Genomic DNA, 14987 nt, shown 5'->3' on the forward strand with positions numbered 1-14987 from the left:
CGCAGCCCCCTGGTGTTGTTAGTTAAGGTAAACAATGCTGCCCTCCGATACGCCGGACGGCAGAGAGAGATTCATATCGGTGCCATCCGCCATGCGCAGACGGCCACCGCTGACGGTCAGGGACAGCGCCGAGGTCATTGACCTCGCACGCAGCGCGGCAAAAACACCGGCAGTTTCAGGCACCCATATCCAGAGGCGCCCCCCCTGGATAACGGTCTTAATGCGATTGTCCGGGAGCGGCACAATACCTGTCTGAGCAAGGGATACCGGACCATCAGCCACCGTTTTTCCGTAGCGCCAGTTATTTACCGCGTCCGCGGTGCGCAGCATGTCGCCGGCAAGCCGATCCGGCAGGGTCTGCTGCATTGAAAGCCGGATGTGTTCAGCAGAATGGCGCTGCGCATCACCCGCCATCAGCGAAATGACCAGACAGAACACGAGTATGGGCAGCGCAAACCCCATCTCAGTGACCTCCTCCCGCTGGCGTATCGCTCACGGAAATCAGGCACTGAATACGATTGGCTTCAGCGAAAAGGGGTTTTTCGGCTTTGCGATAGAGGTCAAAAACCTGAACCATGACCGACTCAAAGTTGCCGTGGAAAACCAGCGGCGCATCGATGCGGTAATCAAGCGTCACGGGCCAGATAACGACCCAGTTGCCGCCATTACTGCACTGTGCTTTCGAAGCCCAGCTGGTCAGCGTCTCTTTCAGGGTCGAACCCGGTTCCGCCCGCCAGGTCTGCCCGACGGGAAGCGCAGCAACTGGCGTACCCGGCGCATAAGAAGATGAGGCCTGGCTGCTGACGGGAGGCGCCGGCGGCAGCGTTGTAACGGGGCGGACCGGGGCCGACGGTGAGGTGCCGTTCACTGTAGTCTGCAGCGCGGCCGCCGGGCGCGCTGCGGCAACAGTTGGTTTCTGCGACAGCGCTGTTCTTTGATCAGGTGCATGAGTCGCAGCAGGGGATGACACCGGTTTGCTTTTTACCGGGGCCACCGAAGGGATTTTCTGTGGTGCCGACACGTTCGCCGCCGTCAGCACCGGAGACGGAACTGCGAGATTCTGCGGTTTGAGCGACGTTTCCGGCGCGGTGGCCGGGGCATTGGCGCTGATGGTGTCACTGGTAAAAGGATTGCGTGAGACGGTATTGCCTTTTCCCGTCACCACCGGGGGCTGAACAGGCTGCGTCACAACCGGACGATTCACATTTACAGCCTGTGGCGCACGCGAGATCGGCACCGTCTGGGGGGTAGCAAAACTACGAAACTGGTCACGCAACTCAAAGCAGATTTCACGGTTCACTTCATCCACCTTCAGGCGCCAGGCCGGACCGGCCAGCACCTGCAGGGCTTCGCTCAGTTTCACGGGACCGATATCGCGCTGCACGGCAGGAAGGGGGCGGCTGAGCAGTTCTGAAAATGCTGAAGAAGTGGCTGAGCATAGTGAATAGCCGGATTCCAGCAGGAGATAACGAAATCCTTCCCCCACAGAGTTAACCAGCTGAGCAGGCATCGTAATATCGATAATCTGGTTAAGCGGATCGCGCTGCGCATCATCGGGGCGTGTACTGACGAGCGTGTAACGGTCGTAGCGCACCACTTCAGGGGAACGATTTCGGTAAATGTCATCGAAGCGGGCAGGCTGCTGAAAACGGCCATTGATTAATGGCGCTGCGTCAGAGGCCGGGTTGCTGCAGCTGGCCAGCATGACAGAGCAGGCAAGCAGGCCGGCTCCCGTTGCCGCGCGTCTTGAAGGTACTGCCATCAGGATTCACCCCAGGAATAGTCTTAGTCAGGAGTGCTATTCTCGCGGTGAGGAAAAAGCAGGCAATGCGAAACTCTTTCCTGAAATTGAAGAAAAATACTGCAGAGTCGGTACGGGTTAATCAACGGACCTGGCTATTAACATTAATCAGAAAAGAAAACGCCGGAGAACCGGCGTTGAAAGTAATTTGAAGTCCATGAGTTCAGCAGTTGGATAACAGCATGAAACCATCATATTTTGTAGAATAACGTGTTAGCGGCAACCGGTGATTGCACAAAGCCAAAGTAGTCGTAGAACGCTTTAGCCTGCTCGTCTATTGCATGCACCATGATAGCCTTAATCCCGACTTGATCCGCCAGATTTGAAACGCGTATCACGGCATCATTCAACAACCATTTCCCGAATTTATTGCCCTGAGTAGTTACATCGACTGCAAGACGGCCCAGTAAAACAACCGGTACGGGATCGGGCATATTCTGTCTGAGACTACGACTCAAATCGACATGACTTACCGAGCCGGTCGCGATGGAATAATAACCCACTACACGCATGGTTCCTTCAAGACAGATGACGAATGTACGGGAGGCATTGAGATGCTGATTTTTCAATGCACGCCGGCGAAGCCAGTCATCAAGAACCACATTTCCGCTATCGAACGGCTCAAGATCATGCCCCTCTGTCAGTAAAGCAGGCGCAGTGACTTTTATTTCCATTCAGGTTTTACATCCATCAGACGCTGACGACCTTCAACATTTTGTACAGGGGCTTCGAGTTGCCTGATGAACTCCTGATAACGTTCGTCATCAAGAATGAACACGCGTTGATCAAGAATAATGTTCTGTGCCTCATGCACAGCCCTTTCAATGATAAAATCAGTACGGTTTTTATTCACCAGACTCGCAGCATAATCAATCACTGCGCGCTCTTCATCCGTGGCACGGATATTGATTTGCTTATCACGAACGGATTTACGGAAAGTTGTTTGCATAACTCCTCCTGTTGGTAACAAATTGCTATACGCATATGGTACCCCGAATGGTAGCAAATTGCTATACATGCCCATTCAGTAGATGCTGCAAAGAAAGCGCCAGACTGAGCTGGCGCATAAGAGGGTATAAGCCTATGATTCCGTTAAGAAATGGCGTAAATGGCTTTCCGGCATATGCCATAACCGTGTCCGAGGAACGGTATGTCATCGTCAAAATCCATTGGTGGCTCATTCGCCGGATTCTGTGGCGCTGACTGAGGCTGCTGAGGTTGCTGAGGCTGCCCCCATGCACTCTGCTGACCTGACTGCGCATTGTTTCCACTGGTGTTGGTGCCATTGTTACGACCTCCGCCCATCATCTTCATCGTTCCGTTTATTCCCACAACGACTTCGGTAGTCCAGCGATCGGTGCCGCTGTTATCCGTCCATTTACGGGTGCGTAGCTGACCTTCGATATACACCTGTGATCCCTTACGCAGGTATTCACCGGCAACTTCAGCCAGCTTGCCAAACAGCACGACGCGATGCCATTCGGTAATTTCCCGGTTTTCACCGGTCTGTTTATCACGCCAGGTTTCAGAAGTGGCCAGGCTTAAGCCGGTCACTGCTTTGCCATCTGGCATGTAACGAACTTCAGGGTCCTGACCGAGATGACCGACCAGAATAACTTTGTTGACGCCGCGTGCGGACATAATGTTTTCCTCTCAGAAATGTGGGGTGAGAAACACGACCACCGGGATGTTCCGGTGGTGTGTCCGTAACGCTTAGAACGAATTCGGATCGTACTCTTTCTGAGCCGACGAGCCGGATTCTGGCGTCTGGGAAGCATTGGGTGCCTGATAGACTACGTCCTGACCTTTCTTGATGAACTCCACCTTGATAAGGCGGGCCTTCAGGGAAGGGCGGCTTTCACCGGCATGATCACCCGACTGAAGGGTAAACACATCGGCTTTGAGTCCGCTTAGCACGAAGCCAATCAGCACTTTTTCCTCTTCATCAACGGCTTTCTGACAGCGGTTAATGAGTTTGGTGGTGTCCGCGCCAGCGACAGTGACATCGAAGCGGGTATAGGACGCATTATCAGTAGGGCCGGTCAGGGCATTAATAACGGCGCAGGTGACTTCGCCATTGGGTCCCTGAACACGACGAATCGAATTGAGATATCCGATACCGCTGACGTTGAGGTTGAAAAACTCTTTTTTCTGATTAGCAGAAGCAGAGCTGTTTGAAGCAGGGGTATTGGTAGTTGCAGTCATGATGATTTCTCCGGAGTAAAAACTAAACAGGTTGCGGAGAAACATCTGTCCCTTACGGGAAGTGTTTCCCGCAGGGATGTCAGCAAAATTTGCCGACTGGCTGAATTGGTGAAATGGACCTTAACCTGTATATCAGGTTCCTGTTTTCAAAGGTTAAACAGGTTTGAACCGCCCGAAAGCGCCATCTCTCAGGTTGTGATGGCATTGGCATGTGATTACCCGAAGGCGTTCCTCTCAAATCACCGGAACATTGGCAGTTGTCCGAACGACAACGATTAGCCACTTAATCATTCATTCAGACGCCGCGGATGTCAACGTTGCAGCGTGCAAAAAATCATCAGCACATAAAAATAAAAAAAGCGGCACCCTGCGGCACCGCCCTCTGAGGTCTGCACCATCGACCTGATGTTAATCTGCTTAAAGCAGTTGCTCCGCTGGCGTGTTCAGTTCCCGGCACGGGTTTCACGGAGTTTTCGTGCCTTACCGGCTCCCGTTCAGGTGTGGACAGGGCCGGTCAGACTGTATTCCGTCAGCATATGCATTAGATGCTGACGAAACCCGCAGTCACGGGGTGCGGCTTCAGAGCCGGTGCCACAATAGCAAAGCCCCTGACGGCCCGCAATCGGAGACGACGGATTAATTCTTCTTTGATTCAGCAGACTTAGGTTTCAGGGAACGCTTCTTTTTGCTGCCGCTGATGTTTATAACGCCTTTGCACCCAGGATAGCGCTGGCAGCTCCAGAACTCCCCCCTGTCCCCTTTGCGCAGGCGGGTTTTCCCTCCGCATATTGGGCAGGCAGGCGTGGGTGGAACCCGGATACGGACCTGCTGCTGAGCCCCCTGGCTGACCAGGTTACGCGTCCAGCCAGCCTGGCGCCGCAGAAAGTCGTCCAGCGACATACGGCCGGCGGCAACTTCATCCAGCGCCTGCTCCCAGAGCGCGGTCATGCCCGGCTCGGTCAGCTGGGGCGGCAGGGCATCGATCACGTCGGTTCCCAGTTCGGTCGCCATTATTTTGCTGCCTTTACGCACAATAAAGCGCCGGTTCAGCAGCTGCTCAACGATGCCTGCCCGGGTAGCTTCGGTGCCCAGCCCCGCATTGTCTTTAAGCACCTTACGCAGCGCAACGTCCGTAACAAAAGCGGCCGCATTCATCATGGCGCCAATCAGGGTGGCAAACGTATAGTGTGCCGGCGGACGGGTCATCAGCTGCGCCACCTCAGCACCGGTCACCGCGCAGCGGTCACTACGGCTGAGCGGCGGCAGGGCAGCGTCTGCTTCATCGTCCTCATCAACATCATTATCCCGGTCTTGTTCAAACAGGACCTTCCAGCCCTTTATCACCTCTGTTCGTCCGGTGCTGCGGAACAGCTGCCCGCCAATATCGAACTGCAGCCGGGTGATATCGGACTCATGTAGGGGCAGGAACTGCGCCAGGTAGTTACGGCGGATGAGCAGATAGACGTTACGTTCCGCCTCCGACAGCGCGGACAACTGAAACGCATTGCGCGTGGGGATAATGCCGTGGTGTGCCGTTATTTTTTTGTCGTTCCAGATGCGCGAGACAAATTCCCTGTCGAGGCCTGCCAGCACCGGTGCACATTCCGGATCGGTACGGCCAATGGCATCGAGCACACCGGAAATCTCTTCCCGCATGGATTCAGGCAGGTAACCGCAGTCGGTGCGGGGGTAAGTGGTTGCCTTGTGCTTTTCATACAGGCTCTGCGCGGTATCAAGCACCTGCTGGGGTGACATATCCCACATTCTGCCACAGGCCTGCTGCAGGGTGCCCAGCGAAAAAGCCAGCGGTGCGGCGGATTTTTCGCGCTTAGTGTCACATTCTGTCACCACTGCGTGCCCCGTCTGACGGCAGAGCTGAGCCACCTGCTGCGCGATGTTCTGGTGAACACAGCGCTTTTCTTCGTCGGTATACACCTTCGCCGGCACCCACTGCGCCGGAAAAGTGATGCCGCCGGCCGAAATAATCGCTTTAACCTGCCAGTAAGGCCTGGGCACGAAAGAGGCGATTTCCCGGTCCCGGCGAACAACCAGCGCCAGCGTCGGTGTCTGCACACGACCTACAGAGACAACGCCATCGAAGCCTGCCTCGGCTGCACGCAGGGTATAAAGACGGGAGAGGTTCATGCCTATCAGCCAGTCGGCCCGGGCTCGCCCGAGACCGGCGTGATACATCCCGAGCGTGGCGTGCCCGGGGCGAAGGTCCTTAAGTGCTGCGCGGATGCTGATTTCATCCAGAGCGGAGAGCCAGAGCCGCTGCACCGGGCCTTCCCAGCGGCAGTAATCCAGCAGCTCGCGCGCGATGACTTCACCCTCACGATCAGCATCAGTGGCAATCACCACGTCGTCAACCTGACGCAGCAGCCGCTCAATGACTTTAAACTGATCCTGCGTCTCCTTCTTAACAACGACCTGCCAGGGGGCCGGCAGGATGGGAAGCGCAGAGAGCGACCAGGGCTTACCATACTGCTGACCATAGGCCTCCGGCGGGGCGGTTTCCAGCAGGTGGCCTACAGCCCAGGTGACGGTGACGCCACTGCCTGACAGAAACCCATCGCCGCGACGGGTGGCGCCGACTACTTCTGCCAGGTCGCGCCCCTGAGAGGGCTTTTCACAGATATAAAGGCGCATAGCCAGCCTCCTGTGAGTCAGACTGCCTGATAACGCATGCGCAGCAAATTTACGCTCGCTTCATTCACCGGCGGTGAAAAGGCTGAGCGCTTTTCGCCGAGCAGAACGGCACGATCGGGCTCACCTGCATCCTGGCAGGCCTTCTGCCAGACAGCATTGTTTTCTGCTGCATCCAGGCGTGTTTCATCCACCCTACGGTAAGATAAAACCGTCCCGTAAATCTGACGCAGCAGCCGCCCTCCTTCACTGAGATAACTGTCCCGGTCATTTCGCGTGATCAGTCCATAATGCGATGCCTGAAGCACCTTTTTGGCAAATTGGTCAAATCCTACCAGCAGAAACACGCACCGGTATCCCAGCGGAGTACGCGTATAAACATGAATATCCAGTGGCTCTGCTGAAGAAACTTCCGTCAATGTTACGCCCTGTGGGAGCGCACTCATATCTTCATCCAGCTTACTGATAAGCCCGGACATCGTTTCAGATGCAGATTTCAGCTTTTCTTCCAGACGGTACATAGCTTCATCAGCCCAGGGATTGTTACTCAGCGAATCCTGGTTAATTTGTGTTGAGCGCGCGAAGAACTGAGGCATTCCGATAATGCCGTGTTTCGCAGGCGCGTCTCCCTCCGGCTTCTCCCGTTTGCGCCCCAGCCACAAACCAATTGCATAATTGGTATGGAGCGCAATTGTCATTTCAGACTGAAGAGAACCTGTCTTTGTTACCTGTTTATCTGCCATCGTTATCGTCACCTGTATTCAGTTAAGAAGAGCTGGCATAGTCCTGAATCAGATGTATTCCCAACAATGTGAAACTCATAATTACGATTAAGAAATTAACGGCGGGTTAGATATTGATTTGGTTGCGCCCCGCAACGCTGCTTGTTTTTTAGCCGCTGTTGCGCCCCGCAACACTGCTTACTTTTTAACCGCTGTTGCGCCCCGCAACACTGCTTGTTTTTTAGCCACTGTTGCACCCCGCAACACTGCTTGTTTTTTAGCCACCGTTGCATCCCGCAATACTGCTCGTTTATTACCGCAGGGTAGATTGTGTCAGTTGCAAGTGTCTTACCGGATGGAGGTAAGCTGAAGCTTCAACCGTCTAATTATTTGCTAACACTCTGGCGTATGCTTTCAATCATCGCCCTGACATCCTCCTTAGAAGGCCGGCTCGCAGGCTTTACAGGCAGACTGGCTGCTGGTACAGCACGCGGGACGGTTGTACTGGAATTATTGCTGCCGGAACTGCCATGTACTGCGGGTTCCTGCAAATTCAGCTCACCGCAACGGGCACGTCGCAGCATCGTGAACAACCAGCCAACCGGGTTATTAAGCCTGCCAAGTCGCAGTTGTTCGCGCAGCATGTCAGCCAACGCCTTCGCTAGCGCTTCCGGCAGTGAGGCCATCTGGGTGGTGAGCATCTGCCGATCCTCACTGTTCAGCCCGTTAACAAAGTCTTCAGGCAAAAAATGCTCTCCACCCGGTACGTACGTTTTTTTATTCACACTCTGTGTGAAAGAACGTACGTTACAGTCCGAATTTCGGACTCCGGTGTAAGTCATTGATTTAAGGCTGAGTCCGGATTCCGGACTCGGCGTTTTCTCCATTAATGAATTACTGAGTCCGTTTTCCGGACTCAGTGGATCTGGTTGATTTTTTGCGCTTTTCTGACTGAGTCCGGAATCCGGACTGCGGGTCACAGCTTGGCGATTGCAGACCATCTGCTGAGGCGTGGACGGCTCGCTCAGGCGACTTTCGATAAGGGCCAGGCGACTGTGACGATGACGCATCCCGGGGTCCTGCAGGATATCATTCACCACGGCCAGCGCGGTCATCCGGACCGCTTTATTACGATTCTGGCAGCTCTCTTCAAGAAGCGTCAGCCAGCCCGGGTCAAAGGTTTCGGCGTCACGGTAACCCAGCGGCTCATCATGCTGCGCGTAGATATTGCCCCTCACGCGGCCACGGTCATCACGCACCCGCTTACACAGACTGAGCCAGCCGGTCAGGCGCAGCATCAGCAGAACGCGGCTCACCGTATCGCGTGAGGATTTTTCGGAATGCGCGGAGGCCAGCTGAACCTGTAGCTCGTCATAGGTCGGAAAGATGGCTCCCTCATTCTGCTGCGCATAAAGCCTGATCATCACCCAGGCGGTTTTATCCAGCGGTGACAGGCGCGTATCAAGAAACAGCCTGCGCGGGAACGCATCGTGCACGTTTCCCATAAACAGCAGCCCGCTGCGTTCCTGGCTTACATCGCCGTTATCAGCGCGCCGCTCAAGATTCTGCTGCATTCTGCCAAGCGTATGCGCCACGATACTGTCGGCGGGAATGGTCATTTTATGCTCTCCTCTTCTGCCTGAGACAGCACTGTGCCGGGATAAACCCGGCACAGTGTGGTCATCAGCGGCAATCCGTTACCGGCGTATTTCACGGTTGTATGTCTCATGATCCATCAGCCACCACTGCCGGCCACCGTCCTTGCTCAGGATGCGCCAGAACGGTCCTACATCTATCTTGAGATATCCGTTCATGGTCAGCCGGCGGAACACTTTCTGGCCGCAGCAAAGTGCATGGAATAACTTTTGCGCCCGGCGGCGTACCGCCGGGGAAACCTGCTGACGAGGAGAAAAATCTTCCAGTTCCATCACGCCTCCTTACGTATTTGTGCGGGCGCAGTGCGGGCAGTGGTACCCGCCTCCCGGCACCACTGACATACGCGGCTCCAGACTGCTGTCAGGGAAAGACCCAACTGCTCCGCCGCGAGCATCATCGCCTCAAGCGCCTGATGGGAATCAGGAGATGTCAGACCTGAGGCTTTCCATTCGATCCAGAGCGCTGCGTCCTGAGGCTCTGTCAGGGCCTGAGTTCGCCCCTGCCGGGACTCGATGCCCATCAGACGGCGGCGTGCACTCACTTCTGAGGGTGACAGGCCAAAGTACCGGTCGATAAGCTCCATTGAGCCGCCGAGTTCAAGTGCACGGTCAATCATCATGAACCGCTTCTGCTCGTTCCGGGCCTGATTCAGCATTAGCCAGAAATTTTCATGATTGAGGGAGACATCTAGCACGGAAACGTGTGACTGGCTGAGGTAGTGCAGTTCGTCAAGACTAAGGTGACTTAGCGCACGGATCTCTTCAACGGACATACCCAGCGACTCGCAGCGGCGGATATTGCCGTTTTTGATGTCCATCAGCAGTGCGGAAAGAATGGCCGTGGTAGCCTGAGAGAGATTAGAAAAGTTATGCTGGCTCACAGGCCACCTCCTGAAATCGCCTGGTCGGCGACGAGCAGAACATCAAAAAGCCAGCCCGACAGGCAGGCACACCATAAAAAAACATCAGTCATGAGAACCTCCCCCTGCTGAAATCTGCCGGGGAGCCTGTTCACCACTGAGGCCATGATGAAGGTCGGCATCCCGGCCGGCGAGAAAACCGGCCATCCGGGCAGCGCTGTCACCGCGGCAGCTTCCCGCCTCACGAACAGTCACGTCGGCCAGTGCGTCTCCGGCATGGCGCTTTGTCAGCCAGCGCTGAAGTACGGTATTTTCCTCCTCAGAGGGCGCAAATGAACGCAGCACCTGCCAGACGCCGGATACCCAGCCCTCCCTGAACTGATCTGCACGACGACGGCGCGTACGCAGCAGCATTCGACGGGTACGATACTGTTCCATGTGCGTTTCAGACGCGGCGCGCAGCTGGCGCTGCAGAACGGTATAGATGTAGAGCGCCACCTCGGGTCGTTCGCTAAAGCCATAAAAGTGAAGTGAACGGCGAACGCTGCTGGTTCCCTGTGAACTGACATGAACATGCCAGCCAAACCAGCAGCGACATCCTGTGGCCATGCAGACCACTGTTGCCAGAGAGCTCAGCCAAGCTGGCACTTTATCTGCATTACTGGTCAGGCTCAGGCAAACTGACTCGGAGATGCCACTGAGAGAAAGCATGTCTGGCGTCATACCATGACGCTGCATAAGCCGCTGGGCCAGTGCAACCGCACGGGCGGCTTCATGAGGGTTACTGTTGCGCGTGCCCAGCGCCATCAGGCGGCGGATACGGGCTGTGACTTTTGCGTTATCCGACATAGCGCATCCCCCTGCTCCCGGTAGCTCGGTGACGGTCCTGTTTCTCTTTGACATCCTGACAGCCAGCACAGAATTCCACGCCCGGCACAGCCTTCTGACGAGCGACCGGTATATCTGCTCCGCAGCATTCACAGAACGCTTTTGACGGTTTTACAGAGTGCACCTGCGCCCGGATTGCATCTATGCCGCGCTGGGTGAACAGAGCCGTACTGGCTTGCGCCATTTCATCGTTCAGATCATCAGACATTTTCCCCTCCCTTTGCAGCAAGTCGCTGCAGCTCACGCAGACGGCGGATAATGCGGATAAGACGCATTGTTTTCACAACCGTAATATCGTCGAATACGGCCACGTCAGCCGGAGACTGAGTACCGAAGAAATTCAGGCAGAACATAAACATATTGAACTGTTTATTTGGGAGTGAGCCGGACAGACCCGCCAGGAAGAGGACAAATTCGCTGCCGGTTTCGGAGACGGCAAAGCCTGATGACTGAGGGTGTTTATCCTCCCGCACATTGTCCGCACAGCCCATCGCCTCAGCAATCTCGAAGACAAGCCGGTAGGCCATATCCTGCAGATGCTCGATATCATCTTGGAGTGCCGGGATGTGCCAGATATCGCTGACGGGCTCAAGGCCGGTAGCAGCGAAGGAGACTGAGCTGACTGACGCCGGCAGAGGGTCATTTTCCTCACCAATTGCTGATAACAGTGTGCCCTGACTGAAATCAGTAAGAGAAATGCTGTCCGTACCAGCCGTTTCACCGGTAATTACCGGCCGGCCGCCAAAAAGGTCATCCTGGACTTCGCGACGCGGTTCACTGCCGGCGTTTACCAGTGCGTTTACAGGCAGTTCAGCGCCTGCGGGCAGTTCCGGAGCTGGCTCGGGACGACCGCGTGTGATCAGGGTGCCGCTGCGCAGCCCCGTGACCGGGGTTTCGGAGTCTGTATCCGGAGGCAGAACAGTGACAATTGATGTCGGGGATTCCCGGCCTGCCGCTCTTTCCTGTGGTGGCGACATTGCCGGCAGCGGTGGCGGCTCACCAAACTGCTCACGGCGCTTCTGTTCACGGGGGTCAAGCTCAATCAGCCAACGATCATAATTGAGGCTCGGATGGGGCAGAGCTTTAACCAGAAGACCTATTAATTCATCGCGCAGGTGATCAAAGGAGAAGCTGTCAGGATCATTAAAATTCTTGCACGCTTCACCAAATACCCGCTCAAATTCATCTGTCGAATCATCGGATACGTCATATTTAGTCCATACTTTCTCAGCCAGAATTCTGAGGTTTAGGATGGGGAGGGCCTGCCCACGACTGAGTCCTCTTTCCAGAAGGTCAGGCATGTGCGGATGAAGATATTTGAGTGTATCCTCCATCCGGCTGATACTGGATGCGTGAACAGGATAGCCTTCCTCATTCAGGAGTTCAGACAACTCACGAAGTGAAACAGGCCTTCCCAGCTGCTCTTCCTGAATAATTCTCGCATTGTGAATCCCAAATGCTTTGTCAATGAAGCTCAGATCTCCCCTGACGTCGTTTTCAGCCAAATGTCCGACAAGACATTTCAGCCGCCCGGGCCACGGTTTAAAAATGGTGTGTATGCGATAGAAACGTTCATCGCCGGTTTCCTGCCATAACTCACAGAGAATCTGATATCGGGTGTTGCCGCCGTCGCTGAAGATGTAAACGTCTTCCCCCTGAGGATCGCGGGTCACTTTTGGAATGGAATCCAGTCCGCGAGCACGCACGGAGGCTTTGATTTCTTCATAACGCGGATTGCGGCCTTTACGGGGGTTGTCTGGATTCGGGCGCAGCTGGTCAAGTGACAGTACCATTGCCATTTCGCTGACCGGCAACGAAGCGGCATCCATTGGGTCAGTGATCTGAGAAGGCGATTTACCCCGTTGCAGCATGGCAGCACCGATGTTCAGGTTACGAACGTTACTCATGCTGCTGTCCTCCCTGCGCTGGCCGTCAGGTCAGAAAATCGGGTGAAACGACCTTCATATTGCAGGCGAATTGTGCCTGTAGGCCCCTGGCGTTGTTTGCTGATGATGATTTCAGCGACGCCCTTATCATCCGAGTTTTCGTGATAGACCTCATCGCGGTAGATAAAAACGATGACGTCAGCGTCCTGTTCAAGAGCCCCGGAATCGCGAAGATCACCATTATTCGGACGTTTATCTGCGCGGCTCTCAAGCTGTCGGTTCAGTTGTGACAGCGCGACAACAGGGCAGTCCATTTCTTTGGCCAGCGCTTTCAGAGAACGCGATATTTCTGCAATTTCCTGCGTGCGGTTTTCCTGATCCGGGCAGCGCATCAGCTGCAGGTAATCAAGTCCGATAATCGATGGATGACCATAGCGCCGTGCGTTGCGTCTGGCGCGAATACGAAGCATCGCGGGCGTCAGTGAACCGGTGTCATCAATGATGAGGCGATCTTTGAGGTCCCCTGTTAACAGCCCATAAGCGTTTGACACGCGCGCCCAGTCTTCATCATCCATCAACCCACTCTTGAGGTGGGTCAGGTCTATGCTGCCCAGTGAAGCAACCATGCGCATCAGGATCTGTTCTGTTGGCTGTTCAAGACTGTAAAACTGCCCGTTTGACTCCTTTTTTTTCATTAAGGAATTAATCAGCAAACTTATCAGCAATGCCGTTTTACCCATTGATGGACGTGCCGCTATAAGCACTAAGTCGCCAGCCTGAAGACCGCTGGTCATGGCATCGAAGTCTTCAAAACCTGTAGGCGTACCGGTAATACCGTCAGGGACATTGCATCGGCGCTCCAGCTCAACCAGCAGTTTTTCCATACCATCAATGAGAGTGACTGCCTGTTCAGGTTCAGTTCGCTCGGCAAGTCGGGTGATTTTCTGCTCGGCAATTTCCATTACCCTTTCAATATCAGCACCCGGTTGTTTTACCGATTCAGTGATTTCTGTACCAATTGCGGTTAACTGACGACCCTGACTGTATTTTGCCACTATGTCACAGTACGCAACGATGTTTGCCGCGCTGGGCGTATTCTTAGCGAGCTCTGCCAGGTAGGCAAAGCCACCGAGCTGGTCAAGGGCATCTTTACCACGGCTTTCAATACTTTCAGCCAGCGTCACGAGGTCTATTGGCTTACTGGCCGCCACCAGACGCGTCATTTCCTGAAAGATGGCTTTATGAACCTTATGGAAGAAATCATTGGCGCTGAGGCGGATTGCCACTTCATCCCAGCGATCGTTATCCAGCATCAGGCCACCGATGACAGACTGTTCAGCATCAAGAGAAAACAGACCGGGGATATTTCTGCGATTAGAGGTCATCTTTACGTTCCCCTTCTGCAGCAAGCTCGTCAAACTTCTCTTTCCATTCGGGGAAAAGTTCGCATGCAAGGTTGTGCATGGAATCAAAGGCCGAATCACTTTTACGGCTGGTTTTCTTCTCGAGCCTGTGAACTGGCTGCCCTGCTGCATGACCATGTTTATAGATATCCAGGTCATAGATTCTGGTCTGAAGCATCTCAATAACTATTTTGTCCGAATGCTGACTGTAATCCCCGCCTGAAATGATGGCTTCAGCATGCTCAACGGTGGTTTTCGCCAGCACCGTATAATCCATACAGTTAACCAGCATGCGTATCTGCGGGAGTTTGATACCAAAGGCCAGATAAGGAAGGAGTTCTTCCATAAGAGCAACTGTGCCGCGCATGAATTCGCGGACATCGGGCAGAACGGGCTTCACCATGCCGATCATTTCACCGGTAGCGGCAAGAATAATCAGTTCCGACATTACCGAACGTGAACCCTGTGAATCTATCAGGATGACGTCATACTGGCTGAACACTGGATTCGCCAGCGCATTCCGCAGGCGCACGCGTCCGTCAGCAACATTAAGCATGTAAGTAGGTAAAAGGTTGCGGGGATCATTGGAGACAATGACGTCCAGATTATCGATCTCGGTGCGGGAAATTATGTTTTCTGGCCGTGAGAGGTCTGCAGTCTGCATGAGCAGCTCATAGAGACCGCAAGGCGCTTCATATGCTAAGGGGTAGATACTGCTGGCAGTTGGCTGAGCGTGATCTCCGTCGATAATGAGGGTTTTGATACCCGCATCCGCGAGAAAACCGCCGAGATTTGCGGCCTGGGTTGATTTACCCTCGCCACCTTTAGTTGAAACAACTGGAATCACTTTCGGTCTGGCACCAAGTGATTTGTAATCATCTGATTTTAAATGCATTTATAACACCTGAAGTTTATTCAGGT

At 54.4% G+C, this 14987-nt stretch carries 16 protein-coding genes; all 16 read right to left on the reverse strand.

The window, feature by feature from the left end; all coding sequences use genetic code 11:
• Positions 1–18 precede the first annotated feature (18 nt).
• Positions 19–462 (reverse strand): type IV pilus biogenesis protein PilM, encoded by a 444-nt coding sequence (pilM, locus tag ABVR31_RS17120; RefSeq protein WP_372773621.1) that lies wholly within the window; start codon positions 460–462, stop codon positions 19–21.
• Between the two features lies 1 nt (position 463).
• Positions 464–1762 (reverse strand): TcpQ domain-containing protein, encoded by a 1299-nt coding sequence (locus ABVR31_RS17125; RefSeq protein ID WP_372773623.1) that lies wholly within the window; start codon positions 1760–1762, stop codon positions 464–466.
• A gap of 230 nt (positions 1763–1992) precedes the next feature.
• Positions 1993–2475 (reverse strand): GNAT family N-acetyltransferase, encoded by a 483-nt coding sequence (locus tag ABVR31_RS17130; protein ID WP_372773625.1) that lies wholly within the window; start codon positions 2473–2475, stop codon positions 1993–1995.
• Positions 2466–2750, reverse strand: a complete 285-nt coding sequence (locus tag ABVR31_RS17135) for a DUF1778 domain-containing protein (RefSeq protein WP_088515933.1) — start codon at positions 2748–2750, stop codon at positions 2466–2468. The genes ABVR31_RS17130 and ABVR31_RS17135 overlap by 10 nt, the downstream gene beginning before the upstream one ends.
• Before the next feature lie 143 nt (positions 2751–2893).
• The gene (locus ABVR31_RS17140; protein WP_372773627.1) at positions 2894–3442 is read right to left on the reverse strand and encodes a single-stranded DNA-binding protein; all 549 of its coding nucleotides are present in this window, start codon (positions 3440–3442) and stop codon (positions 2894–2896) included.
• Between the two features lie 72 nt (positions 3443–3514).
• Entirely contained in the window at positions 3515–4006 is a 492-nt protein-coding gene (locus tag ABVR31_RS17145; RefSeq protein WP_372773629.1) for an STY4534 family ICE replication protein, read from the reverse strand.
• A 636-nt stretch (positions 4007–4642) separates the two neighbouring features.
• Entirely contained in the window at positions 4643–6655 is a 2013-nt protein-coding gene (locus ABVR31_RS17150) for a DNA topoisomerase III (RefSeq protein WP_372773631.1), read from the reverse strand.
• A 17-nt stretch (positions 6656–6672) separates the two neighbouring features.
• A complete protein-coding gene (locus ABVR31_RS17155; RefSeq protein WP_372773633.1) occupies positions 6673–7395 on the reverse strand; it encodes a PFL_4669 family integrating conjugative element protein in 723 nt (240 codons plus the stop codon).
• A 365-nt stretch (positions 7396–7760) separates the two neighbouring features.
• Entirely contained in the window at positions 7761–8993 is a 1233-nt protein-coding gene (locus ABVR31_RS17160; RefSeq protein WP_255152401.1) for an STY4528 family pathogenicity island replication protein, read from the reverse strand.
• Positions 8994–9071: 78 nt separating this feature from the next.
• On the reverse strand, positions 9072–9302 hold the full coding sequence (locus ABVR31_RS17165; protein WP_059012802.1) for a hypothetical protein: 231 nt from the start codon (positions 9300–9302) through the stop codon (positions 9072–9074).
• Positions 9302–9910: a DUF2857 domain-containing protein gene (locus ABVR31_RS17170; RefSeq protein WP_104187900.1), complete on the reverse strand. Its 609-nt coding sequence runs from the start codon at positions 9908–9910 to the stop codon at positions 9302–9304. Before ABVR31_RS17170 ends, ABVR31_RS17165 begins: the two co-directional genes overlap by 1 nt.
• A gap of 84 nt (positions 9911–9994) precedes the next feature.
• On the reverse strand, positions 9995–10738 hold the full coding sequence (locus ABVR31_RS17175) for a DUF2786 domain-containing protein (protein ID WP_166712267.1): 744 nt from the start codon (positions 10736–10738) through the stop codon (positions 9995–9997).
• Complete coding sequence (locus ABVR31_RS17180) at positions 10728–10985, reverse strand: TraR/DksA C4-type zinc finger protein (protein WP_372773636.1); 258 nt, start codon at positions 10983–10985, stop codon at positions 10728–10730. The genes ABVR31_RS17175 and ABVR31_RS17180 overlap by 11 nt, the downstream gene beginning before the upstream one ends.
• Positions 10978–12684, reverse strand: coding sequence for a ParB family protein (locus ABVR31_RS17185; protein WP_372773638.1), 1707 nt, complete (start codon positions 12682–12684; stop codon positions 10978–10980). The genes ABVR31_RS17180 and ABVR31_RS17185 overlap by 8 nt, the downstream gene beginning before the upstream one ends.
• Positions 12681–14048 (reverse strand): SPI-7-type island replicative DNA helicase, encoded by a 1368-nt coding sequence (gene dnaB-PI / locus ABVR31_RS17190; protein ID WP_372773640.1) that lies wholly within the window; start codon positions 14046–14048, stop codon positions 12681–12683. The genes ABVR31_RS17185 and dnaB-PI overlap by 4 nt, the downstream gene beginning before the upstream one ends.
• On the reverse strand, positions 14038–14961 hold the full coding sequence (locus ABVR31_RS17195) for a ParA family protein (RefSeq protein WP_104187892.1): 924 nt from the start codon (positions 14959–14961) through the stop codon (positions 14038–14040). Before ABVR31_RS17195 ends, dnaB-PI begins: the two co-directional genes overlap by 11 nt.
• Positions 14962–14987 lie beyond the last annotated feature (26 nt).

The organism is Pantoea sp. WEP (assembly GCF_041678305.1).
Lineage (GTDB): Bacteria > Pseudomonadota > Gammaproteobacteria > Enterobacterales > Enterobacteriaceae > Pantoea > Pantoea dispersa.

Excerpts from the sequence above, each read along its gene's own strand:
- pilM (WP_372773621.1), bottom strand. The coding sequence starts at position 462 with ATGGGGTTTGCGCTGCCCATACTCGTGTTCTGTCTGGTCATTTCGCTG.
- ABVR31_RS17140 (WP_372773627.1), bottom strand. The coding sequence starts at position 3,442 with ATGTCCGCACGCGGCGTCAACAAAGTTATTCTGGTCGGTCATCTCGGT.
- ABVR31_RS17130 (WP_372773625.1), bottom strand. The coding sequence starts at position 2,475 with ATGGAAATAAAAGTCACTGCGCCTGCTTTACTGACAGAGGGGCATGAT.
- ABVR31_RS17160 (WP_255152401.1), bottom strand. The coding sequence starts at position 8,993 with ATGACCATTCCCGCCGACAGTATCGTGGCGCATACGCTTGGCAGAATG.
- dnaB-PI (WP_372773640.1), bottom strand. The coding sequence starts at position 14,048 with ATGACCTCTAATCGCAGAAATATCCCCGGTCTGTTTTCTCTTGATGCT.
- ABVR31_RS17180 (WP_372773636.1), bottom strand. The coding sequence starts at position 10,985 with ATGTCTGATGATCTGAACGATGAAATGGCGCAAGCCAGTACGGCTCTG.
- ABVR31_RS17175 (WP_166712267.1), bottom strand. The coding sequence starts at position 10,738 with ATGTCGGATAACGCAAAAGTCACAGCCCGTATCCGCCGCCTGATGGCG.
- ABVR31_RS17135 (WP_088515933.1), bottom strand. The coding sequence starts at position 2,750 with ATGCAAACAACTTTCCGTAAATCCGTTCGTGATAAGCAAATCAATATC.
- ABVR31_RS17185 (WP_372773638.1), bottom strand. The coding sequence starts at position 12,684 with ATGAGTAACGTTCGTAACCTGAACATCGGTGCTGCCATGCTGCAACGG.
- ABVR31_RS17195 (WP_104187892.1), bottom strand. The coding sequence starts at position 14,961 with ATGCATTTAAAATCAGATGATTACAAATCACTTGGTGCCAGACCGAAA.
- ABVR31_RS17150 (WP_372773631.1), bottom strand. The coding sequence starts at position 6,655 with ATGCGCCTTTATATCTGTGAAAAGCCCTCTCAGGGGCGCGACCTGGCA.
- ABVR31_RS17145 (WP_372773629.1), bottom strand. The coding sequence starts at position 4,006 with ATGACTGCAACTACCAATACCCCTGCTTCAAACAGCTCTGCTTCTGCT.
- ABVR31_RS17155 (WP_372773633.1), bottom strand. The coding sequence starts at position 7,395 with ATGGCAGATAAACAGGTAACAAAGACAGGTTCTCTTCAGTCTGAAATG.
- ABVR31_RS17165 (WP_059012802.1), bottom strand. The coding sequence starts at position 9,302 with ATGGAACTGGAAGATTTTTCTCCTCGTCAGCAGGTTTCCCCGGCGGTA.
- ABVR31_RS17125 (WP_372773623.1), bottom strand. The coding sequence starts at position 1,762 with ATGGCAGTACCTTCAAGACGCGCGGCAACGGGAGCCGGCCTGCTTGCC.